The organism is Pigmentibacter sp. JX0631 (assembly GCF_029873255.1).
Classification (GTDB): domain Bacteria; phylum Bdellovibrionota_B; class Oligoflexia; order Silvanigrellales; family Silvanigrellaceae; genus Silvanigrella.
In genome coordinates, this window is the sequence record NZ_CP123622.1 from 669,056 (window position 1) to 691,704 (window position 22,649).

Here is a 22,649-nt window from a genome sequence, read left to right on the forward strand (position 1 = left end):
TATTTATTTATTATTAGTTGCAGACATTATATAGGTTATTTTGATAAGTCAATGAATTAGTTTTTATTATTAATATTATGATTATTTAATATTTTGTTATATTATTTTTAATATTTTTTAAATTAAGTATTTTTTCTAAAAATTTAGCAGCATTTCTTTTATAATGCTGCTAAATAAAAACATTATTCCTCTATTGATATGAAGTATCACTGTAATAAACAAGCCATAACAACGAACTAAAATCGCGTGGAGCGATATGTTTACCATTGGCACAAGAATCAAAAAGCAATTTTCTTTGATCTTCAGTCGCTAAAGATAAATCTATGCCTAGCTCCTCTCCTAATATATTCCAAAGTTTAAACATTTGTTCTTCGCTTAACGAAAGAACAGTATCGTCTTTGGGTTCAGTTGTTCTTCTATCAACAAAAGAATTTTCCAAAATCTTTAAAAGTTCATTTTGAAGTACTTCAGGTCGCATAGTATACACCTCCCGAAATTCAAAATTGCCCCACATACCGAGGATAGATTGCTATTAACAATACTTGGACTCAATAGATTTAATCACTCTATCAAGTTTCATTCCTCGACTACCTTTAACAAGAATAACAAAACCAGATAAATTCACATGTATATCTGTCAGAAACTGACTAGGATCATCTTGAGCAGCACGCCAAAAAATCCTAGTTTTATTTTCAGATAAAAGTAAATCTTCTGTTTCTTTTAATAACTTGTAACAATCATACATTGCTATGCCGTAAAGACACAAGTATGCATTCTTGATATTTTTTAACGCATGAAAAATATTTTCATGCCAGTATTTTGACTCATTTCCTAAATCAAGCATATCCCCTAGAATAAGAAGTTTATTTTTTTCTTTCCATTCATCAGTTTGGACAGAGATCAGGGCAGCGTCTAAACTCATTGGACTTGAATTATAGCAATCATCGAAAAGAATATTTTGATCTTTTATATAAGAAATACGAGAACGCATAGGAGGTGAAACAAATTTTGACCAACCTAAAGCTATCTCATTTAAACTTCTATTCAGCATTATAGCAGAAGCAAATGCTAAAGCAAAGTTACCTGCATTGTGAATTCCAGGAAGTGGTACTTTAAAATGGATATCTTTTTCATTTTTTATCATAGAATTGTTTGAGATTATTTCTATAGAAACTTCACTCCCTGTAGGTGTTATCTCAAATATATCCCACAATATTAGTGTAGATATATTTTTTAGAATGGTAGATTTATCCATTCCAATTTTCGCTAAATATTTTTTTTCAACAACAATAAAGTCATTTTTTAAAGAAATAACATTTTCAGAATTTTCTTCGTTAAATTTTACTTGTTCAAGAAAAAATTTTAATATTTTTTCATCAGCGAGCTGCCATATTCTTTTTGTTTTGGGATTTTTAAATAAAATTAATTCTTCATTTGCAGCGGTTTCCCAATTTATCAAATGTTCAAGATGTTCTGGTCCAAGTGCAGTTAGGATAGAGATATTTGGTTGTCCTAAATCAACGTGCTGAGTCATAGCTCCAATATCATCAATTCCAATTTCAAGAACTAAACAATCTGGTGCTTTATTACTATTATGCTCTTCTTGGCATAAAGTAATTGCCATTCCTAAAAAACCATTCTCACTTTTTTCAGTTTTTGTTACTTTATAGTTTCCACAGCTTAAAATACTTGCAATCATTTCTTTTGTCGTTGTTTTTCCATTACTTCCACCTACACCTAGCACTGGAAAGGAAAATCGTCTACGCATAAATTTTGCAAATTCTCGAAAAGAAGCTAAAACATCAGTAACACAAATACATTTCTTTTTTTGCTCGTCAGTTAATTCATTAAAATACTTTGAATTTTCATCAACTAAAGCTATTTGTACACCTTTTTGAATACAGTCTTTTAAATAGGCATGCCCATCATGCTGAGATCCTTTAATAGCAACAAACAAATGATCAGAATTTACTTTTCGACTGTCAATGCAAACTCCTTTTATCATAATAGTATTAAATTCTTTTTCACATTTTTGATTTTTCAAAATAGCTTGATAAATTTCACTTGCGGAAAGAGGCCACATTTTGTGTTTTCTCCATTTATATTATAATTTACAACAAATTATGCTACTTTAAGACACCTTCACCTGCATGCTCTAAAGGCATATTAGATCAATATAGAGGAATTGAATCAATGGAAACAAGTTTTAGCTACAAACTAAAAAATAAAGTTAGATTTGTCACAGCCACCTCATTATTTGATGGGCATGATGCAAGTATTAATATTATTCGTAGACTCCTTCAACAAGGTGGAGCTGAAGTCATTCATCTTGGACACAATCGGAGTGTAAATGAAGTTGTAGAAGCCGCTATTCAAGAAGATGTCCAAGCAATCTCAGTAAGTTCTTATCAAGGTGGTCACCTAGAATATTTTAAATACATGCGAGAAATTCTTGATAAAAAAGGTCGTCCAGATATGAAAATATTTGGTGGAGGTGGTGGTGTTATTATTCCAAAAGAAATTGAGGAATTACATCAAAGTGGGATCACAAAAATTTATTCTCCGGAAGATGGTTTCAAAATGGGATTAGAGGGAATGATTTGTGACATGTTAGAGAAATCAGATTATGCCCTTTGTGAATGGCCAGTTGGAATAAAAGACAAAAAAGTAAATGCAAACGACCCATTGCATTTTGCAAGAGCACTTACGTTGATAGAAAATAATGCCAGTTTTCTTCCTGAATCTGTGCGAAAGCAAATGGAATTGGGCAAAAAAAATAAAAACGAAAATGGAAACAATTCACATCCCTTAGTTCTAGGCGTAACAGGTACAGGAGGGGCTGGAAAAAGTAGTTTAACAGACGAAATTATTCGCCGATTTACCTATGAATTTCCTGAAAAAAAAATCTGTATATTTAGTATAGACCCTTCAAAAAGAAAAACTGGAGGCGCATTACTTGGTGATAGAATAAGAATGAATGCCATTCACCATCAAAATGTTTTTATGCATAGTTTTGCCACTCGTGGTAGTAAAAATGAATTGTCATCGATAACAACAGAGGCATTATGCCTTGCACGCACAGCGGACTTTGATTTTATTATTGTTGAAACAAGTGGAATTGGGCAAGGTGATACGGGTATATTAGATGTTTCTGACATCAGCCTCTATGTCATGACAAGTGAATTTGGTGCACCAACTCAATTAGAAAAAATTGATATGCTAGATTTTGCTGATTTAATTGCAATAAATAAATTTGATCGACGTGGTTCTGAAGATGCTTATCGGGACGTAAAAAACACCATAAGACGTAGCAGATACGCAGGTAACAAAAATATTTCAGATAATGATTATCCGGTTTTTGGTACGATAGCGGCAAAATTTAATGATGATGGTGTTAATGGAATATATAAAGAACTTTTAAAACTGTTAACTAAAAAAAGCAATTCAAAGAATTGGGAAGAAAGAATTCAAATGAATTGCAGAAAAAAATCTTCAAATAGTTCTTCTATCATTCCACAAAGTAGAACTAACTATTTAACAGAAATTGCTAATACAGTTAGAAACTATCACCAAGAAACAAATAAATACATAGAAACGGCTACAAATATTTTCTCACTAGAAAATTCCATTAATTTAATTAAAAACCATACAACCAAAGAAAATTTAGAGAATGAATTAAAGGTTCAATGGAAATTAATGCCTATAGACATTAGCAATGAATTAAAAAATTGGAAGGAATTAAAAGAAAATTACGAAAGTGAAGCTTTTAAGTATGAAGTTAGAGGAAAAAAATACGAAGTTAAAACTTACTCTGTTTCATTATCTGGGCTAAAAATAAAGAAAATTAGTCTTCCACAATATAAAAACTATGGAGATATTGTCCAATTTTTGCGGAACGAAAATTTACCTGGTTATTTTCCTTTCACCGCAGGTGTGTTTCCTTTTAAAAGAGCAGATGAAGATCCTAAAAGACAATTTGCTGGTGAAGGCGGTCCTGCTAGAACAAATAATCGTTTCCACTTTTTAACTAAAAATGATCCTGCAAAACGACTGTCAACAGCCTTTGATAGTGTTACTTTATATGGTGATGAGCCTGCAAAAAGACCTGACATATATGGCAAAATTGGCGAAAGTGGTGTCAGCATTGCTACTTTAAATGATATGAAAACGTTGTATCAAGGTTTTGATTTATGCGATCCAAATACAAGCGTGAGTATGACCATTAATGGACCTGCTCCCATTATTTTAGCATTCTTTTTTAATACAGCTATAGATCAACAAATTGAGAAGGAAGAAAAGAAAAAAGGAAGTAAATTAACATTAAGTGAATATGAAAAAATAAAAAAACAAACACTAGAGACTGTTAGAGGAACTGTTCAAGCTGATATATTAAAAGAAGATCAAGCACAAAATACCTGTATTTTTTCAATTGATTTTGCGCTAAAGATGATGGGCGATATTCAAGAGTTTTTTGTGCATAACAATGTGCGGAATTATTATTCGGTTAGTATCTCCGGTTACCATATAGCAGAAGCGGGTGCTAATCCTATTACACAATTAGCATTTACATTAGCAAATGGATTTACTTATGTTGAATATTACCTTAGTCGGGGGATGAATATTGATGATTTTGCGCCAAATTTGGCTTATTTTTTCAGTAATGGAATGGATCCTGAATATTCTGTTATTGGTAGAGTTGCAAGACGTATTTGGGCAATTGCGATGAAAGACAAATATAAAGCAAATGAACGTTCACAAAAATTAAAGTACCATATTCAAACAAGTGGTAGATCTCTCCATGCACAAGAAATGAATTTTAATGACATTAGAACCACACTTCAAGCACTATTAGCCTTATCTGATAATTGCAATTCACTGCATACAAATGCATACGATGAAGCTGTTACTACTCCAACTGAAGAGAGTGTTAGAAGAAGTATGGCTATTCAACTTATTCTTGCGAGAGAATATGGTGTCTTAAAAAATGAAAATCCTATTCAAGGCAGTTTCTTTATCGAGCAATTAACTAACTCTGTAGAAGAAGCGGTTTTAGAAGAATTTGAAAAAATATCTAGCAGAGGCGGTGTTTTAGGTTCCATGGAAACTCAATATCAACGCGGGAAAGTTCAAGAAGAAAGTTTATACTATGAAACATTAAAACATTCTGGACAACTTCCATTAATTGGAGTGAATACATATTTAAACCCAAATGTGGAAGATAATGAAAAGAAAAATGAAATTCAACTTTCAAGAGCTTCATACAAAGAAAAAGATGAGCAATTAAATAGACTACAAGAATTTAAAATACAAAATGAAGAAAACAAAAAAATTGCTTTGAAAACTCTGCAAGAAAAAGTATTAATGAATGAAAATATTTTTACTGAATTACTGCATACAACCCGTTATGCTTCTCTAGGAGAAATTACTCAGGCTTTGTATGCAGTAGGTGGACAATACAGAAGAGCAATGTAAAAAATATAAATTTATGCAACTTTATTTTTATTAGGATTGCCTAATATTAATTGAAGATGTTGAATAATATCTGAAATTTCATTTGCTTTATTCGTTAATTCTGTTCCAGATTTTGCAGTTTGTTCTGAAACAACAGCATTAGATTGGGTTGATTTCTCTAATTGATTTACAGCATCAACTATTTCAGAGATTCCATATTCTTGTTCTTTTGCTGCAGTAGCAATTTCTGTAATTGATCTATTTACAAGTACAACATTTTCAACAGTACTTTGCATTACATCTGAACACTGATTTGCTATTTCAGTACTTTCAACAATATTTTGATTGCTCAATTTAAATAGTTTGTCTACTTCACTGGTTGTTGAAACAATTATGTCTTCAACTTTTTCAATACTTTCAGCAAGCAATTGATTAATTTCTTTTGCTGAGTCACCACTTAATTTTGCTAAGTTACCAACTTCCTCTGCCACCACTGCAAATCCTCTACCATGTTCACCAGCCCTAGCAGCTTCTACCGAAGCATTAAAAGAAAGGAGTTTTGTCTTAAACACAATATCATTAATAACCTTTGTTTTATTTGATATTTCTGAAATAACTTTGATAATATCCTTAATTCTATCGTTCCCATGTTTAACTTGTTGCATTACTTCTTTATTTCCTGCACGAATTTTATCAATACAAGAAATTAATTTAAGGACAATTTGTGCACCATTTTGCACTGTTTTTTCACTATTTTTTGAAAGATCAGAAGATTCATTTGTACCTTCAGAAGTTTTTTTGATCATAGAACTTATTTCTTGTACTGCCGAAGCTGTTTTTTGCAATGAAGCATTTTGATTTTGAGTTCCTAAATTTAATTCGCGTGAAGTATCATTTAAATGTGAAGCTTGTTGCAAAATGTCCTGACTTTGAGAAAAAAGACTTGTAACTATATCATTAATTGCTTTTGTTATTTTAGTTATAAAAAAGTATCCAAAAAGTAGAGTTAACAAAATAAAAAATAAAATAGCAATTAGTGTTGTATACTTAAGTGTTTGAGAAATTTCGTCATCTCTTTTAATTTCAGTATCAACTTTTTCTTGGATAGATTTTGAAAATTTATCCAGTTTTTCTTCTAATTTTTTAAAGAGTCCCATAAATTTTTCAAATTCAGGGTTATCTGTTTTTTTACCAGCGCTGAAAGCTGAATTTATTACTTTTGTACTACCTTCTACATAACTTTTAATAAGAATTGATATTTCTGAAAATTCATTCTTTACTTCAGGATCAAATTTTAGCTTATTTATAGTCTCAGTAGCTTCAGAAAATTTCTTTGCAAACTCTTTATTTTCTGCAATGATGTCGTCTTTTTCAGCTTGAGGAACATTCGTTAAAGACGCATATAGAGCACTTATCACATTTCCTCTCAATCCATCATGATACATATCGATTGACATTGCCGTTTTTAATAATGGAACATACGTCTCATTAATTCCATTTAAATATGAATTTGATAAGGTAGCAGAAATAAAACTAAAAATACCTAATATAAGAATATTAGAAACAATCATTATAATAAATATTTTATACCACTTTTTCAAAGAAAAATCTTTGTTATTTTCCATAATTTTCTCTTCAAATAAAATTTCATTAGGTATCGTCAAAGTTTTAAAAATAAATAAGGAAAATGAAAAAACCTACCTTCTAAATTTTTGACACCTATTTTTACTTTGTTTTAAAGCCTCCGATAACTCTAGCTGGTTAAAAAGATAAGGATTTTAGTATGCTTGATGATTTTGAGTTAGAGCTACAAAAAACTTTTTTTCAAGAAGCAGACATCAATCTTGAAGAAGCAGAAGAAGTGTATTTACAATTGGGTGAAAATCCTCCTGAAGATTTACTCGCACGCAGCTTCAGACTTGCTCACAATTTAAAAGGGAGCGCAAAAGCCGTTGGTTTTAGTGAAGTTGCTGAAATTCTTCATCATCTTGAAAATTTATTGCTTAAAATGAAAAAGAAAGAGCTGAATGTCACCAATGCGGTGGTAAATATGCTCTTGATGACAAATGATAAATTGAAGGAATTTATTGAAATATTAAAAGGAAATCCTGCTGAAAAACTTGAAAATAAAGCCATAATTGAAGAAATTTCCAAAATTACTACAGAATCAGGAGGACAAGCAGAAGTTCAAGCAACACAAGAAAATCAAGGTGCTTTTCTTTTTCAGAATGATGAAAGTCATACCATAGATGGTGCCAAAAAAGACGAAATTAAAGTTCCTAAAAATAACAAACAAAAAGTAAAAAAAGATTTAACTGAAGAAATAATAAGAATACCACTGAGTAAAATTGAAAAATTACAAAACTATATTGGTGAAATAGTTATTGTCCAAAGTATTTTTGCTGAACAAATAAAGGCAATGCAAAATCAAAGTTTTAAAAATTACTTTCGCGTATTAAATAAAACCACAAAAGAAGTTCAAGATATTATCATGAATTTAAGACTAGTCCCGATAAAACCTGTTTTTCAAAAACTAGCGCGCACTGCACGCGATACTTCTGCAATGCTAAAAAAAGAAATTCAAATTGATTTTTTAGGGGAAGAAACAGAAATTGATAAAATTATTTTAGACGAAATTTCAGACCCTTTGATGCATATGGTCCGCAATGCAATCGATCACGGACTTGAAAATAATGCAGAAAGAAAAGAAAAAAACAAACCATTAGAAGGACATGTTAGCGTAACTGCAACGCATGAAGCGGGTCACCTTATTATTAGTGTAAAAGATGATGGAAAAGGATTAAATGCGAAAAGTTTATATGAAATAGCAACGAAAAAAGGTGTTCTTAAAGGTACAGAAAATTTAACAGATGAAGAATGTTATCAACTTATTTTTGCTCCAGGTTTTTCTACCAAAGTAGAAACCACAGAAATATCCGGACGCGGGGTCGGAATGGATGTGGTAAAAACCAATATAGAAATGTTAAATGGAAAAATAAATATACAAACAGAAATTGATAAAGGAACAAATTTTATTATAAGAATACCACTTTCCGTTGGAATTATGGATGCATTTATTACTGAAATATGTGGAGAAAAATATATCATACCAGTCAATCAAGTAATTGAATGCCTAAGCTTAAATAAAAGTAACTTAAATCATATTTCAGGAAATGAAACTATTATTATATTACGCAATGAAGAAATTACTATTGTTGATTTAGGACTAGGATTATTTCCCAAAAAAATAGACAAAGTTAAAGATAAAGAAAAAGTGATTATCATAGCTCAAGGACATGGCAAAAAAATTGGAGTTATTGTCGATAAAATTATTGCTATACAATCCGTCGTTACTAAATCTATTGGTGAAGAAATGCGTTGTGAAAAAGGCTTTGTAGGAAGTGTAATTCTTGGTGATGGAAAAGTCGTACCAATTTTGGATGTAACAGAATTAATTAGTGGAAAGTTTTTTCAACAAAATTTACAAAAAAATAAAAATTCAATTTCATTAAAAGCAGGATGATTTATGACAATGCATGAAGAAAATAAAATTGAAAAACTTTATACAACAGATAATAGATATTTATGTTTTAGTTTAGGAAATGAGCATTTTAGCATCCCCCTTTTACAGGTTAAAGAAGTTATTGGCATACCTGAATTTACCACAATTCCTTACACACCGAACTATTTTTGTGGAATTATGAATTTGCGTGGAAAAGTTATAAGTGTAATAGATATGCGAAAAAAACTCTCTATTACAACCAAAGGTCTGGATGAAAATTCGGTGATAGTTTGTGATTTAGATAACATTACAATTGGTATTCTTGTTGATTCAGTAGATTACGTCATTAATATCGAAAAAGAAAAAATACTTCCAAAACCAGACATGCAGTCAAGTATTAAAAATGACTACATTGAAGGGCTCATAGAATATAAAAGCATTTTAATTGTTCTTATTAATTTAGCAAAATCATTAAGTATTGAAGACCTGGTTCATATAGAGAAAGCTGCGGCATAAAGGAAATGATATGTTTGATAAAATTTCATTAAAAATGAAGATTTTAATACTGAGTTTAGGCGGTATTACAATCATAAGTATATTTCTTACAATCTTTTCATATATAAATTTTTCCCACCAAGAACAAAATGTAAAAGATAAAATCTTCTTTACTGCAATTACTTTTTCAGATCAAATCTCTGATCAATTTTATGAACGCTATGGTGATGTTAAAACTTTTTCACTCCATTTTAAAAATTTCACTACAAATTCTAGAGAAACAGTAAATTATCTTAATTCTTTGACAAAGTTTTATGGAATATATGATCTCATATTAGTATGTGACTTAAACGGCCATTTATTAAGCATAAACGATGAATCCCCAGAAGGAAAAAAAATAAATTCAGAAATACTCTACAAAGAAAATTTTTCTAAAACACCATGGTTTAAAGAAACTATAGCTAAAAAATATTTACAAGATGAAAAAAAAGGTTTCACTGGTGTTAATTTTCAAGATGCAAATTTTGATGAAACATTAGAAAAAGTTTTTCATGAAAAAAGGTATGGAACAGTATTTTCTACTTTAATTTATAATTCCAAAGGTGAGCCAATTGGAGTTATCAGTAATCATGCCAAATTCAATTGGGTGGAAGATTTAGCAACAAGAATGTATGAAAATTTTATTCAATCCAAAATAAAAAGTTTACATATTACTTTGATAAACAAAGAAGGTGAAATTATATTAGATTATAATCCTAATCGTAATAATAATAAAAAAGAAATCATTCACGATGAAAAAATATTAAATAAATATAATTTGGTTAAAGTGGGACAACCAGCTGCAGTGCAGGCAAATAAAGGTGAAGAAGGAGTTCTTGAGTCCTTAAATTCACGCTACAAGATTTGGCAAATACAATCTTATGCCCTTGTAAAAGGTGACAAAATGGTTGATGAACTGAGCTGGAAAATTTTAGTTCGGATAGATAGAGACGAAGCATACTCATCTATCATAAATTTAAAATTAAGTTTTATAGCTGCATTTATTTTTGTTTTTGGTTGTTCTATTTTTCTAAGTATCTTCTTTAGTAAAAATTTAGCAAATAAATTATTTTTTGTTGCACAAAACCTAGTAAAAGGAAATGAAAAATTAAATAAAACATCAAATGAATCAACAAAAAATAGTGAAACTTTATATTCAGCTACAACTAGACAAGCTTCATCTTTGCAACAAAGTGTAACAGCAGTCAACGAAATTAGTGCAATGATGAACAAGACTGCAGAAATGGCTGAAAATTCAAGAATAAAAGCCAATGAAAACATTCAAAAGGTAAATGAAGGTAAAAATGTAATCAATAAAATGGTTAATGCAATTCAAAATATTAAATCACGCAACCAAGATATTATGGATCAAGTTATTGAAGGAAACCAACGTATTTCAGAAATTGTAAAAGTTATTTCTGAAATTGAAAACAAAACAAAGGTTATTAATGAAATTGTTTTTCAAACGAAACTACTTTCATTTAATGCTTCTGTCGAAGCTGCTAGAGCAGGCGAGCATGGACGAGGATTTTCCGTTGTTGCAGAAGAAGTAGGAAATTTAGCTCAAATGAGTGGAACGGCTTCAAAAGAAATTTCAACCATGCTTGATAATAGTATTAATAAAGTCAAAAATATTATTTCGCAAACAAAATCTAATGTAGAAAGTATTGTAGAACAATCTAAAAAAGCCATGCAGCAAGGTGAAGAAACAAGCGTTGAATGTTCAAATATTTTTGAGCAAATTTTTAGCAATTCACAAGAGGTAAATCATATTATCTATGAGATTGCGAATTCAGCACAAGAACAAGCAAAAGGTGTTGAAGAAATAAATCACGCCATGCATGACCTCGACAACGTTACTCATCAAAATAATTCTATCGCCCAAAAATCTTCGCAAACAGCAAAAGAGCTCCTAACTCAAAGTTATGAATTAGAACAAATGGCAAATAATTTACTACTTATAGTTTTAGGGAAAAATCAAATTAATCTGAAAAAAATTGCTGCAAATGACAATTATAATCCTCCTGCCTCACCGCCAACGAAAAAGCATATAAATGGAAATACAATAAAAGAAGAAGCAAAAAAATCAGAAATTAAATTGGTAAATGAAGTATCAAAGCATTCCCAAGTTAAAAAAGCAAATACTGAAATGGAAAAGGCTAATGATAAAGGTTCTGAAAAAAAGAAAATAAATCCGACTGAAGATGTTCCATCATTTAATGATCCTAGATTTGAGGACTTATAATGAATAACGAATGGTATAATTTAATTAAAAGAATATCAAATATTGCGCATGATGAAACCGGCAATCAACTTTCTGAAAAAAACTTTTCTATGGTTGAGGCTAGGTTAAATAAACGCTTTTCTATTCTTGGCATTACTTCTCCCAATGAATATATTAAACACCTAGAAAAAAATTTTGAAACAGAAAAAAAAGCCATAATTTCTTTACTTACGACTCATCATACATATTTTTTTAGAGAATATTTTCATTTTGAGGACATTGAAAAAAAATATTTAAACCAAATTACATCGGAAAAGACTGGAAAAACACTTAGAATTTGGAGTGCTGCATGTAGTCAAGGACAAGAAGCCTATTCTATATCGATGTTTTTTAATAAGTTAAAAAACGAAAATAAAATAAAAGATTTTGATTATAAAATAATTGGAACAGATATTGACCATGAGTCTGTAAAATACGCACAAAATTCAGTTTATTTATATAAAGATCTTATTCAAATTCCCATGACGTATGTACATGGAAATTGGGTGCGTGGCTTAGGTGACATTCGCGACTATGTTAAACCTAAAAAGCATATAAAAGATCCTATTATTTTCGAAGAAGCAAATTTACTAAAATTAAGTAACAAGTTTATCAATGAAAAATTTGATATTATTTTTTGCCGCAATGTTTTAATTTATTTTAATCAACAACAAATAACTGAAATAATAACTTCACTATTAAGTAGATTAGAACCATATGGTTTACTTATTCTTGGAATTAGTGAGTCCATTTTGAGTCTTAATTTACCGGTAAAATTACTGGCTAATTCTATTTATACTCACAAAAGCTATTCACCAAAAGAAAAATTTATACCTGATATTGTTATTCAAAATGAGCCAAAAATAATAAATGTCTTATGTGTTGATGACGCTCCAACAATTCTAGTTCTTCTGAAAAAAATATTAACAAAAGAAAAAGGTTTTCAAGTTGTAGCCACCGCCGCAAGTGCAAAGGAAGCTAGAGAAAAACTAAAAACTACAAAAGTTGATATTATGACGCTAGATATTCATATGCCAGAGGAAACAGGTATCGATTATTTACGCTCTGATTTTAATAATGAAAATCATCCTCCTGTTCTCATTGTCAGTTCAATAGAACGTGACGGTACAGATGTTGCTAAACAAGCTTTATCTTTAGGAGCTGCTGACTATGTTGAAAAGCCAAATCTTAAAAATTTGGAAGATTCAATAGAAGAAATTTGCTTTAAACTTGAAACAATTTATGATAATTATAAGGCGAGTAAAAGCAAAAATAATTCTTATTCAATTATACCAACAAATATTACTAATGTACAACCTCTAGAAAGTAACTTTATTAAAGTTTTAATTGTTGATGATTCTGCAACTATAAGAATGCAATTAAAATCAATACTATCTAAAAGTAAACAAATTAAAGTAATAGGTGAAATTGAGGACCCAAGAATTTTAGATGAAAAAATTTATGAACTGAAACCTGATATCATAACACTTGATATTAATATGCCTTACCTAAATGGAATAGATATTTTAAAACAAATTATTCCAAAGTATAAAATACCTACCATTGTTGTCAGTGCTTTAAATATGGAAGAAGGCTCACTTGTTATGGAGGCTCTAGAATTAGGAGCTTTTGATTTTTTTCAAAAACCAGATTTAAGTCAAATTGAAGAACAAAGTAAAATTTTAATTGAAAAAATTATTCACTGTAAAAATGCAAAAATTAATACTGCTAGTAATTTTAAATTTAGTACTAATAATTTTACTGAAAAATTAGATACAGATTATTTAATTGCAATTGGTTCTTCAACTGGAGGAACTGAAGCTCTGAAAGTCATTTTAGAACAATTACCCCAAGAAATTCCACCAATTGTTATTGTTCAGCACATCCCGGAAGTATTCTCAAAAGCTCTGGCCGATAGATTAAATAAACTATGTCGTTTTGAAGTAACAGAAGCAAAAAATGGTGACATAGTTGAAAAAAACAAGGTATATATTGCCCCAGGTAATAAACATATGTTAGTGCAAAAACTAAATAATAAACTTTTAATTCAAATTAATCAGACAGAAGTTTATAATAGTCATCGCCCATCAGTTGATGTTTTATTTAATTCTATAGCAGATCTAAATCTTAAAAAATCGATTGGAATTATTTTGACTGGTATGGGAAGTGATGGAGCAAAAGGTTTAAAAAAATTAAAAGAAACTGGAGCAAAAACGATTGCACAAAATGAGCAAAGCTGTGTCGTTTTTGGTATGCCAAAAGAAGCAATTAAACTAAATGCAGCAGATTACGTAGAACCAATTGAAGATATAGCTAGAAAAATTATTTCATTGTCAAAAGTTTGATTTTAGAGGTGTTGCATGATTCATGATTTTAATGAAAAAGAAATTTATCTAATTGATGATGAAGTAGGAATTTTAGAAGTAATTAATGATATCATAAAAACTCATTTAGAAGTAAAAATAAAACAATTTACTTCACCAATAAAAGCTTTAGAACAATTATCAAAAGGCCAATATCCTAATTTAATTTTAGTTGATATAAAAATGCCGAAAATGAACGGACTTGAATTTATTGAAAATGTCAATAAATTAAAAATAAAAAAACCAATCATTGTTATTTCTGGCCATGCAGAAAAGTCAGAAGCAGTAGAATGTTTAAAACTTGGAGCATATCATTTACTAGATAAACCCGTTACCTTTGAAATTTTAATCCATACTATTTTACAGGCTTTAACCTTAGAAGAAGTTTTTGTTTTAAATGAAAAGTTAACTGAAGAAAAAGAAATTCTTATAAAACTGTTTAAACAGTTTGTCGAAAAAAGCGAGGAAAGAGTTTTTGAAATTGAAAATATTGTTTTAGAAAAAACTAAGATCATTCAAGAAGATAAAGTGCTACTAAAAAGTTTTCTTGACAAAATAAATGAGTGTAATGAATTAGATCGAGAAATAGTTAAAACATACAAAGATATTTCTAAACTAATGAAAAAACAAAATACAATGTTAAATAAAAATATTTCACAAGAATTTCTTGAAAGTAAAGTAATCCAAATAAGAAAAAATATTTAAATTAATTAAAAACCTTATTTTTATAGGATAATTTTATGATTGACGATAATAAAAATAAAAGTTCTATAAAAGAATGTTTCGACAATTTTAGGCGTCTCGTTTCAAATGATCCACCTTTACTAAGAATTGTAAAAGAAAAGTTAGCTAAACATGATGGTGCTGATGAACATAAAAGTTTAAATTATGACACAATAAAACATCAAATAGATACATTCATTCGAAAAAATGAAAACCTTATTTTTATTATTGGTCCTTGGGGTTCTGGAAAAACATATTTAATAGAAAAATACTCGAATGAAATTCAAGCAGATGGCTTGCACTTTATAAAAAAAAGTTTCTTTGGAATAACTTCGCTTAGTGAAGCTTATATGCATTTACTAGGTTTTTTTAAAGCAACGTTCTTTCTTTTTATGCTCTATTTTATTTTTTATATTTTTGGATTTTATTCTTCAAAATTTTTTGCTCCTGTTTTTATTATCATTAGCCTTATATTATTGGCTAATAAATTTAAGTTATCATATTCTCTCTATAAAATTGTTAGTTGTTTAGTTGATTTATTAATTACGAGTGGTTTTCATTTAGCAATCGTTACAAGAAAAGTACTCGATATGCGGGAATTTAATAACTATAAACATAAAGTATATATTTTAGATGATTTAGACCATAGTTCCTTAAAAGAAGAAGACAGGTGGGCTTTGTTAGCAAATTTATGGAATTTTAATACCACTTACATAGTATTGCTAGGTTATTCTGAAAATGAACGGATTCAAGGGAAAAATAAATTTGAAATAATTGAACTTTGTGAAAAACTTGAAGGAAAAATTATTTTTCTTCCAATTGCCTGGGAAAGAAATGAAGAAATTATCAATCACTATCTTTCGCAAATTTTTGAAAATAATAAAATACATTTAGCTTTTCAAAATCCTACATGGTTAAATACTTTTACTCCACGAGAATTGATAAACATTGCTGACAATTTTAAAATTCGTTTTGAAGAATATCAACTTCGCCATAAAGGATATGAAGTCATTGCAGAATTATTCTTTGATTGCTATATGATAAGAGTTTTTTTAGAAAACTATTCAGAAAAAAAGAATATCGATAGCGAGAAAAAAATATATTTAATTAAAAATACAGATAGTATTGTGAGTAAAGATATTTCAAAATTTTATGATTCAAGTATTCTTTTCCTAGAAAATAAATTTTTTCCAAAACTAGAAATGTTAAATAATTTACAAACTCCATATAAATGGTCATCTTTTTATGATAAAGATGAGCTTCTAAGAAAGATCTTTCTTCGCAAAGAAGAAGAAATGATCAAATTTTTTGATGATACTATGGATTTGTGGATACCCGAAAATGCAAAAAAGCCGTTCCCGTAAACTAAATAATTCTTTTCTTTCTCGCCTGCAAAACGTCGAATGTCCAGACACAACATATATAAATGAAAATTTCCCTATTGTAATGAAAAAAGGGAAAGGGATGTCTATTCAAGATGTTGATAATAATAAATATCTTGATTTTACAGCTTGTTTTGGTGTTTTAGCATTAGGCCATAGACCTCAAACAACTATTCAAGCAATCCGTAAACAAGCAGCAAAATTAATTCATGGTATGGGAGACGTTCATCCTACTGAGGCTAAAATTAATCTTTTAGAACAAATTGCAAAAATTACACCTTATGAAAAAGCAAAATCATTATTAGGTCAAAGCGGCGGAGATGCTATTGAGTCTGCTATTAAAACCGCTATGCTTGCAACCAATCGGTATCAATTTTTAAGCTTTTCTGGCGGATATCATGGATTACAATTTGCCCCATTAGCTTTAAATCATCGACAAGATTTTATCCATGGCTTTGAACCTTGGCTGCACAATAAAAGTACCGCCATTCCTTTTCCGTCTTTTTCCCCTGATGAGACTGGACTTGATTCCCAACAATTAAAATGCATTCATCAACTTTATCCAGCAGATGTTGTATTAAATCTGTTAGAAGATGAATTAAAAAAGAAAATTTATGCTGCGTTAATATTAGAGCCCATCCAAGGAAGAGGTGGCAAAAGAGCCTTCACAGCTGAATTTCTAAAAACATGTAAAGAATTGTGTGCAAAATATGGAACTCTCCTCGTTTTTGATGAAATTTATACTGGCTTTGGCAGAACGGGGAAATTATTTGCCTTACAACATTTTAATGTAACACCCGATTTACTTTGTTTAGGCAAGGCAATGGGGGGTGGACTACCTATTAGTTTGTGTGTTGGCGACATAATGGAAGTATGGGAAAAATCTAAAGGCGAAGCAAGACAAACCCAAACTTTTTTAGGCCACCCATTAGCATGCGCTGTTGCTTATGAAACAATAAAAACTATCCAAAAAAATCTACCAAATTTTCAAAAAGAACTTCTTGCCATAGACCAAGAATTTTTAAAATTTCAACAAAATATGCAGCAAGAAGGTCTTTTTACACGCTTTCCTTTTGTAATAAGAGGGAAAGGATTTATGAAGGGAATTTGGTTTTATAAGAGTGATGCAGGATTTTGTGTTCCATTAATGGAACAATTACTAAATCATGGTTTTATTGTTTTGCCTGAAGGAGAAAGGGCAGATGTGCTCTCATTTACTCCACCATTAATAGTGAAAGCAAATCATTTTAACAAAATTTTTAAAACAATTATTCAACTTCTGAAAAATTCTGTCTAAAAGGAAAAAATAATGCTCCAACATTCAGAGTGTTCACAAATAACGAAGTGTAGTAATGAAAAAATAATTGGCACAGCAGCAAACTATGATTTTCATTTAGTGATTGAATTAGAGGAACCTTGGGACTCTATTCCAATAAAATCAAACAAATATCCTGAAGAATTAAAACTGTTACCGCAAATTTTAGCAAAAAATAAACTAAATGTTGGTATTAATTATTTTGCAAAAAATTTACAATGTGAAAAGAATTTTACAAAAATTTTCATCTTCAAAAAATCTTTAAATGAATTTGATTTATACGATAAACTTGAATTAAAAATACCTAATTCACAGTTAAATTTGTTTTCAAATTATTGTTTAGATTATTTTCAAAACAAAAATAATAATTTATTAGAATGGGTTGTAAAAAACAACTTAACTACAACTGAAATTTTTATTTGTGCGCATGGAAATAGAGATCAGTGCTGTGGAAAATATGGCTTGCAAATTTATCAAAAATTTACAGAAATTATCGAGAAAAATAATCTTAACTTTCGAGTTTGGAAATCATCGCATATTGGCGGACACAGATATGCGCCTACATTTTTTGAAGCACCAAGTATGCGCTGGTATGGACTTTTTGATATAAATTCAGTTGAAAATTATTTACTCAGAGATAAAAAAAATTTTTTAATTAATAACAATTATCGTGGCATGAGTGGAATAAATAATAAAATTGCATCAATTGTGGAATGTGAATTATTTAAAGAATATTCTTGGGAATGGGAAAGATTTACCCAGAAAAGTTATGAAATAGAAACAACCAACGAAAAAGAAGGCTTTTTCGTTCATTTTTACTACAATTTAAATAATGAGATGCTGAAAAGAACTTTCCAAGTAATTGAGACTGTTCCTATAGAAAATATATCTAGCTGCGGTTCTTTAGAAAAAAAATTAACTAAACAGTATTTAGTTAAAGAAACAAAATAAAAATTCTAGCAAAAGAAATATTTATTATTATTTCGTAACATTATAAATTTACATACCAAAAGCATAGTTCTTGTAATCTATAACTTCACTATCTCTAACTTGCTTAAATGCTTTTGCATATTCAACTAATAAATTAGTTGCAAATTTAATTCTTTTTCTAATTGCTTCATCATTGGGATTTGCAGGTTGCTCCGATTTTAATACATTAGTGCTATCACGAATAATTAAATGTTCTGGAATGTAACAAATTCGATTATTTTTATAACTGCTTGAGCGTAATTCACTTACAGGATAAGAACCACTTCCTCCAGCAGAAACACTTGTTATTAAAGCAGGTTTATGACCAAATTCTTTTGGAGAAGCCAGTAAGAATAAATTTTTTAACCCAGCAGGAACCATTCCGTGCCATTCAGGGGAAATAATGACAAAGGCATCAGAAGTTTGAAATTCTTTCGCAATTGGAGACCAAACTTTTTGCCAATTTTCATTTTCCGCATTCCAAAATTCTTCATCAAAAAAAGGCAATGGATTGTTTGCAAGAGAAAAGAAATTAGTTTCTAAATTATGATTTTTTTTAAAAGTACTTTCTATAAATTTTCCTACCCTGTCGGATTCGGAATGTTTTCGATGACTACCAGAAATAATAGATATCTTCATATTAACCTCTTAAATAAGGAGCGATATTCAATTAAACGATGTTATAAATTATTTAAGAAATTCGAGCAAGGAAGGTGTAAGCATTTTAGAACTAGCTTGTAATGTAAAATTAAGCGCTGTTTCAGCACGTTTTAAATCTAATGCTGATTTCACTAAATCAGCACCTTCTAAATTGTTATTGTCGCTATGTAATTGAGATTCTCCTCTGTCAAGTCGCTCGGAAACATCCTCTAAAGCAACACGTCTTGCCCCTAAAGAAGCTGTTGCAGTAACGACAGAGTTCATTGCACTATCTAGATCAACCATGGATTGATGCAGTTGATCTTTATCCCATGCAAAAAGAGACTCATACATATTTTGTAAAATATTCACTAATGGTGGACGTTTTCCTTCCATCCCACCTGGAACATCAAAAACCATTCTTCCACTGACATTGATTGGTCTAAAACTATCCTCATCTACCTGAATAAAAATGTATCCATCATCACCTAAATAATGACCATCTGGTGAGATAGGAGGCTGAGTTGTTTGAAAGCCCCCGAAAACATATTTGTCCCCATAAGTTGTGTTACCTAATATAATGACATGATTTAAAATTTGCCGAATTTCTTCTGCAACCGCTTTTCTTGATGCATCATCATAAATATTATTTGATTGTTGAATAGATAATTCTTTTGCACGAATTAATGATTCATATATTGAAGTTAAAGCGTCTTCAGTTTTAGCAAGATAACCCCGACCGAAATCTAAGGATTTTCTATATTGATCTAAATTAGAAATACGAGTTCTATTCCGTAAAACTCTTATAGTAGCAACAGGATCATCGCTAATTCTTTTTAATTTTCTTGCAGAAACAGCTGTTTCATGAACATCATCTGCAATATTTTTTACTGTTCCTATTCTATCTAAAGTTGATCCGTATCTATATTGCTCTGATATTCGTGGATTTACAGGCATATAAACTCCTTAAAAACCTCTATCATTACCTTTTTAAATCCAATACAGTTTTAAACATTTCATCCGCTGTTGTTACGACACGTGAACTTGCCGTAAATAAATGTTGGTATTTTAAAAGATTCGCAGCTTCATCGTCTAAAGAAACACCTGCCACACTTTCTCTTTGTGCTTTTAAACGATCAAAAACAATTTGTGAAGCAGTAGCTTCTTCTTTTGTTTTTAATGCTGCAATACCAATTTTACTTATCATTTTATCATAAATACCAGTTATTGTAGTTGTTTCATCATCAAATAATGGTTCATAAAATAATTTAACAAGTTTATTTGCAACAACATTGTCACCAGGAGTTGTTGTAGACAATGCAGCTCCAATAGCATTAGGATTATAAACAATTCCTAATGAAACTTCTATGTCTTGTGCTGGTTCACCAGGACCATTTAATCCTTCAAAAAATACTCTCCCATTTGTTTCTTTCATGTCATTAACGCCATATCCTTTGACGTGAACATCATTAAAAGAATCTCCAAATCCTTTCGCTAATGAATTTACTTCATTTCGAAGATTTTGCGCATATTTATCTCTAATTTGCAGTAAAGCACCCATTTTTCCAGTTTTTATTAAATGTGTCATATCAAAGTAACGCTCTTTTTCAAATTCAGATACAACAACATTAGGCATACTATTTACTGTATAGATATCTTCAAGCATAAATCGGGAAGAAAGTCCTCCTTCAACGAGCAAACTTTCACCTGGCCCACGTAAAGTTATTTGATCATTACTATCTTTATAGGCATTTATATCAACAATAGAACCAATTTCTTTAATTAATTTATCTCTTCTATCTTCAAGATCATTAACATCAGAAAGATTTCCCGCCCCCATTTCTCTAATTTGTCTGTTTAGTTTTGCTACTTCAGCAATTTTTTGATTTACCAAATTAATATTTTGGCGTATTTCTTCATTCGCATCTGTTTGTACTTGAACAATATTTGCATGGGTTGAATTAAAGGATTGAGCTAAAGCTTTACCACTTTCTATCGTATTAATTCTAACTGAAGGTTCCTCAGGGAAATTTGATAACTCTCGAATAGAGTTGACAAAACTTGTAAATCTATCGCGAATTGTTGAAGTTAAATCAGGATTAAAAAAACTTTCTAATTTTTTTAATCCATCTGATAAAGTTTCAGTCCTACTTTGCTCTTGAACTTCTCGTCTTAACTGTCCTTCTATAAATTTATCATGTGCTCTGCGAATACTTTGTATTCTAGAACCATCACCAAAAACATGATACCCATATTCAATTGGCCATTTCGTTTCCAAATTCACAACTTGTCTGCTATAGCCAGGCGTTTGTGCATTAGAAATATTATGTCCTGTTACATCTACCCCTACCCTAGAGTTTTGGAGAGATTCACTACCCATATTTAAAATGTGATTTAAAGTAGCAACCATTCTGTTCCTTTAAGCTTTTATCCGCATTGAAGAATTTACCGTATTTTTATTAGCACTAGAATGCGCCTTCCCAAGATTGTCATAATTCATTCCAACATCAGCTTCGGACTGAAATAAATTAATAGATAATGTTATGTTTCTAAGAAGTTTTTTTAAAATAATCTGATTTCTATAAATTCTTGGATAAACAGTTTCAAATAAGTTTTCAAACTCAGTCGCTGTATGAAGAATATTTTCTTCTTCTTCCAAAATTTTTTTATAAGTAACTTCATTTACCAAATTTTTGATATTATCGAGATATTTTTTAAATGTGATTTTAAATAAATTTAGGGAAAGTTTTTGACCTCTGGGATCAAAAGCTATCATGTAACATATTTTTCTTAAAATAGCTACCCTTCTTTGTTCTAACGATTGAGATATTCTTGAATGTTGATCTTTTACTATAACAATTTTTTCTAATGCAGATAAATCATAATTTGTAATTGCAAACTCTTCTTCTTCTAAAATTGGTAAATATTCTGTATAATTAGTTATTTGCTTTTTTAATATATCATTAAATTGTGAAAGCAGAGCAATTAATTCTTCCATAACTTTTCACTTTATATAAATTATCTAAAAACAACACCTGGATCTTTCGCTAATTCATCACGCATAGCTTCTCTAACCATTGCACTCGCAACTTTTTCAGAATCCACTTTATATTCACCTTTATCAATAAGATCTTTAAAATATGCAATTTTATCTTCTCTTAAATCAGGTGATTCTTCAGCAATTTTTTTAGCTAAACTCATCTCTTTAGCTTTTTGTGATATTTGTACGTTTGCTGCTTCTTTAATACCGGGAGGAGTTGCAGCTTTTGCATAATTTGCGGCTGCATTTTTTATATTAGCCTTATCCGGTTTATCCACTTTTCCAGAATCTGCACTTTGAATAGCATTTGCTAAATTTGCAGAGTTCTTTACTCCATTCACTGCCATAAAGCCCTCCTTATAAAGGTTTGCTTTAGAGTACCTTAAATTTTAAAATCTTTAGAGGAAAAAAGAGTACCAGTCAAATTATACTTAAGTTAGGTAACAATACACATTTGTTTCTTTAAAG

17 protein-coding genes are annotated in these 22,649 nt (G+C 29.9%); 9 read left to right on the forward strand and 8 right to left on the reverse strand.

The genetic code is table 11. The features are described 5' to 3' along the window. Positions 1-190: 190 nt before the first annotated feature. Both QEJ31_RS02820 and murF read right to left on the reverse strand, forming a co-directional pair. Entirely contained in the window at positions 191-478 is a 288-nt protein-coding gene (locus QEJ31_RS02820; RefSeq protein ID WP_280592277.1) for a hypothetical protein, read from the reverse strand. A gap of 54 nt (positions 479-532) precedes the next feature. Then, complete coding sequence (gene murF / locus QEJ31_RS02825) at positions 533-2,083, reverse strand: UDP-N-acetylmuramoyl-tripeptide--D-alanyl-D-alanine ligase (protein WP_280592278.1); 1,551 nt, start codon at positions 2,081-2,083, stop codon at positions 533-535. Positions 2,084-2,193: 110 nt separating this feature from the next. Between murF and icmF the strand changes: the two genes are divergently transcribed. Then, a complete protein-coding gene (gene icmF / locus QEJ31_RS02830; RefSeq protein WP_280592279.1) occupies positions 2,194-5,472 on the forward strand; it encodes a fused isobutyryl-CoA mutase/GTPase IcmF in 3,279 nt (1,092 codons plus the stop codon). An 11-nt stretch (positions 5,473-5,483) separates the two neighbouring features. Here icmF and QEJ31_RS02835 read toward each other — a convergent pair whose 3' ends face one another. After that, positions 5,484-7,076, reverse strand: coding sequence for a methyl-accepting chemotaxis protein (locus QEJ31_RS02835; protein ID WP_280592280.1), 1,593 nt, complete (start codon positions 7,074-7,076; stop codon positions 5,484-5,486). Positions 7,077-7,234: 158 nt separating this feature from the next. On the opposite strand from QEJ31_RS02835, the gene QEJ31_RS02840 reads away from it, so the two are divergent. From QEJ31_RS02840 to QEJ31_RS02875, 8 genes are read left to right on the forward strand one after another with little or no spacing between them, the layout of a single operon-like run. Then, the gene (locus tag QEJ31_RS02840; protein WP_280592281.1) at positions 7,235-8,974 is read left to right on the forward strand and encodes a chemotaxis protein CheA; all 1,740 of its coding nucleotides are present in this window, start codon (positions 7,235-7,237) and stop codon (positions 8,972-8,974) included. Between the two features lie 3 nt (positions 8,975-8,977). Then, positions 8,978-9,469: a chemotaxis protein CheW gene (locus QEJ31_RS02845; protein ID WP_280592282.1), complete on the forward strand. Its 492-nt coding sequence runs from the start codon at positions 8,978-8,980 to the stop codon at positions 9,467-9,469. A 10-nt stretch (positions 9,470-9,479) separates the two neighbouring features. Further along, positions 9,480-11,732: a methyl-accepting chemotaxis protein gene (locus QEJ31_RS02850; protein ID WP_280592283.1), complete on the forward strand. Its 2,253-nt coding sequence runs from the start codon at positions 9,480-9,482 to the stop codon at positions 11,730-11,732. Beyond that, entirely contained in the window at positions 11,732-14,095 is a 2,364-nt protein-coding gene (gene cheB, locus QEJ31_RS02855; RefSeq protein ID WP_280592284.1) for a chemotaxis-specific protein-glutamate methyltransferase CheB, read from the forward strand. Before QEJ31_RS02850 ends, cheB begins: the two co-directional genes overlap by 1 nt. A 15-nt stretch (positions 14,096-14,110) precedes the next feature. Next, a complete protein-coding gene (locus QEJ31_RS02860; protein WP_280592285.1) occupies positions 14,111-14,818 on the forward strand; it encodes a response regulator in 708 nt (235 codons plus the stop codon). A gap of 35 nt (positions 14,819-14,853) precedes the next feature. Beyond that, complete coding sequence (locus QEJ31_RS02865) at positions 14,854-16,200, forward strand: P-loop NTPase fold protein (RefSeq protein ID WP_280592286.1); 1,347 nt, start codon at positions 14,854-14,856, stop codon at positions 16,198-16,200. Continuing rightward, positions 16,178-17,515, forward strand: coding sequence for an aspartate aminotransferase family protein (locus QEJ31_RS02870; protein WP_280592287.1), 1,338 nt, complete (start codon positions 16,178-16,180; stop codon positions 17,513-17,515). The genes QEJ31_RS02865 and QEJ31_RS02870 overlap by 23 nt, the downstream gene beginning before the upstream one ends. 12 nt (positions 17,516-17,527) lie before the next feature. Beyond that, positions 17,528-18,484 (forward strand): sucrase ferredoxin, encoded by a 957-nt coding sequence (locus QEJ31_RS02875; protein ID WP_280592288.1) that lies wholly within the window; start codon positions 17,528-17,530, stop codon positions 18,482-18,484. Positions 18,485-18,532: 48 nt separating this feature from the next. Here the strand turns inward: QEJ31_RS02875 and QEJ31_RS02880 are convergent, their stop codons facing one another. Genes QEJ31_RS02880 through flgM form a run of 5 tightly spaced genes read right to left on the reverse strand, consistent with a single transcriptional unit; the run spans position 18,533 to position 22,528 of the window. Then, on the reverse strand, positions 18,533-19,141 hold the full coding sequence (locus tag QEJ31_RS02880) for an NAD(P)H-dependent oxidoreductase (RefSeq protein WP_280592289.1): 609 nt from the start codon (positions 19,139-19,141) through the stop codon (positions 18,533-18,535). A gap of 48 nt (positions 19,142-19,189) precedes the next feature. Beyond that, positions 19,190-20,098 (reverse strand): flagellar hook-associated protein FlgL, encoded by a 909-nt coding sequence (gene flgL, locus QEJ31_RS02885; protein ID WP_280592290.1) that lies wholly within the window; start codon positions 20,096-20,098, stop codon positions 19,190-19,192. Positions 20,099-20,123: 25 nt separating this feature from the next. Beyond that, the gene (gene flgK / locus QEJ31_RS02890) at positions 20,124-21,551 is read right to left on the reverse strand and encodes a flagellar hook-associated protein FlgK (RefSeq protein WP_280592291.1); all 1,428 of its coding nucleotides are present in this window, start codon (positions 21,549-21,551) and stop codon (positions 20,124-20,126) included. Between the two features lie 9 nt (positions 21,552-21,560). Next, positions 21,561-22,139, reverse strand: coding sequence for a flagellar export chaperone FlgN (flgN, locus tag QEJ31_RS02895; RefSeq protein WP_280592292.1), 579 nt, complete (start codon positions 22,137-22,139; stop codon positions 21,561-21,563). A 20-nt stretch (positions 22,140-22,159) separates the two neighbouring features. After that, entirely contained in the window at positions 22,160-22,528 is a 369-nt protein-coding gene (gene flgM, locus QEJ31_RS02900) for a flagellar biosynthesis anti-sigma factor FlgM (RefSeq protein WP_280592293.1), read from the reverse strand. Positions 22,529-22,649: the final 121 nt, after the last annotated feature.

Bases quoted from the DNA above. Each gene is read 5' to 3' on its own strand.
- QEJ31_RS02880 (WP_280592289.1), bottom strand. From the start codon at position 19,141: ATGAAGATATCTATTATTTCTGGTAGTCATCGAAAACATTCCGAATCC.
- QEJ31_RS02870 (WP_280592287.1), top strand. From the start codon at position 16,178: ATGCAAAAAAGCCGTTCCCGTAAACTAAATAATTCTTTTCTTTCTCGC.
- cheB (WP_280592284.1), top strand. From the start codon at position 11,732: ATGAATAACGAATGGTATAATTTAATTAAAAGAATATCAAATATTGCG.
- QEJ31_RS02860 (WP_280592285.1), top strand. From the start codon at position 14,111: ATGATTCATGATTTTAATGAAAAAGAAATTTATCTAATTGATGATGAA.
- QEJ31_RS02840 (WP_280592281.1), top strand. From the start codon at position 7,235: ATGCTTGATGATTTTGAGTTAGAGCTACAAAAAACTTTTTTTCAAGAA.
- QEJ31_RS02850 (WP_280592283.1), top strand. From the start codon at position 9,480: ATGTTTGATAAAATTTCATTAAAAATGAAGATTTTAATACTGAGTTTA.
- QEJ31_RS02835 (WP_280592280.1), bottom strand. From the start codon at position 7,076: ATGGAAAATAACAAAGATTTTTCTTTGAAAAAGTGGTATAAAATATTT.
- flgL (WP_280592290.1), bottom strand. From the start codon at position 20,098: ATGCCTGTAAATCCACGAATATCAGAGCAATATAGATACGGATCAACT.
- icmF (WP_280592279.1), top strand. From the start codon at position 2,194: ATGGAAACAAGTTTTAGCTACAAACTAAAAAATAAAGTTAGATTTGTC.
- QEJ31_RS02875 (WP_280592288.1), top strand. From the start codon at position 17,528: ATGCTCCAACATTCAGAGTGTTCACAAATAACGAAGTGTAGTAATGAA.
- QEJ31_RS02820 (WP_280592277.1), bottom strand. From the start codon at position 478: ATGCGACCTGAAGTACTTCAAAATGAACTTTTAAAGATTTTGGAAAAT.
- flgN (WP_280592292.1), bottom strand. From the start codon at position 22,139: ATGGAAGAATTAATTGCTCTGCTTTCACAATTTAATGATATATTAAAA.
- murF (WP_280592278.1), bottom strand. From the start codon at position 2,083: ATGTGGCCTCTTTCCGCAAGTGAAATTTATCAAGCTATTTTGAAAAAT.
- QEJ31_RS02845 (WP_280592282.1), top strand. From the start codon at position 8,978: ATGACAATGCATGAAGAAAATAAAATTGAAAAACTTTATACAACAGAT.
- flgM (WP_280592293.1), bottom strand. From the start codon at position 22,528: ATGGCAGTGAATGGAGTAAAGAACTCTGCAAATTTAGCAAATGCTATT.
- QEJ31_RS02865 (WP_280592286.1), top strand. From the start codon at position 14,854: ATGATTGACGATAATAAAAATAAAAGTTCTATAAAAGAATGTTTCGAC.
- flgK (WP_280592291.1), bottom strand. From the start codon at position 21,551: ATGGTTGCTACTTTAAATCACATTTTAAATATGGGTAGTGAATCTCTC.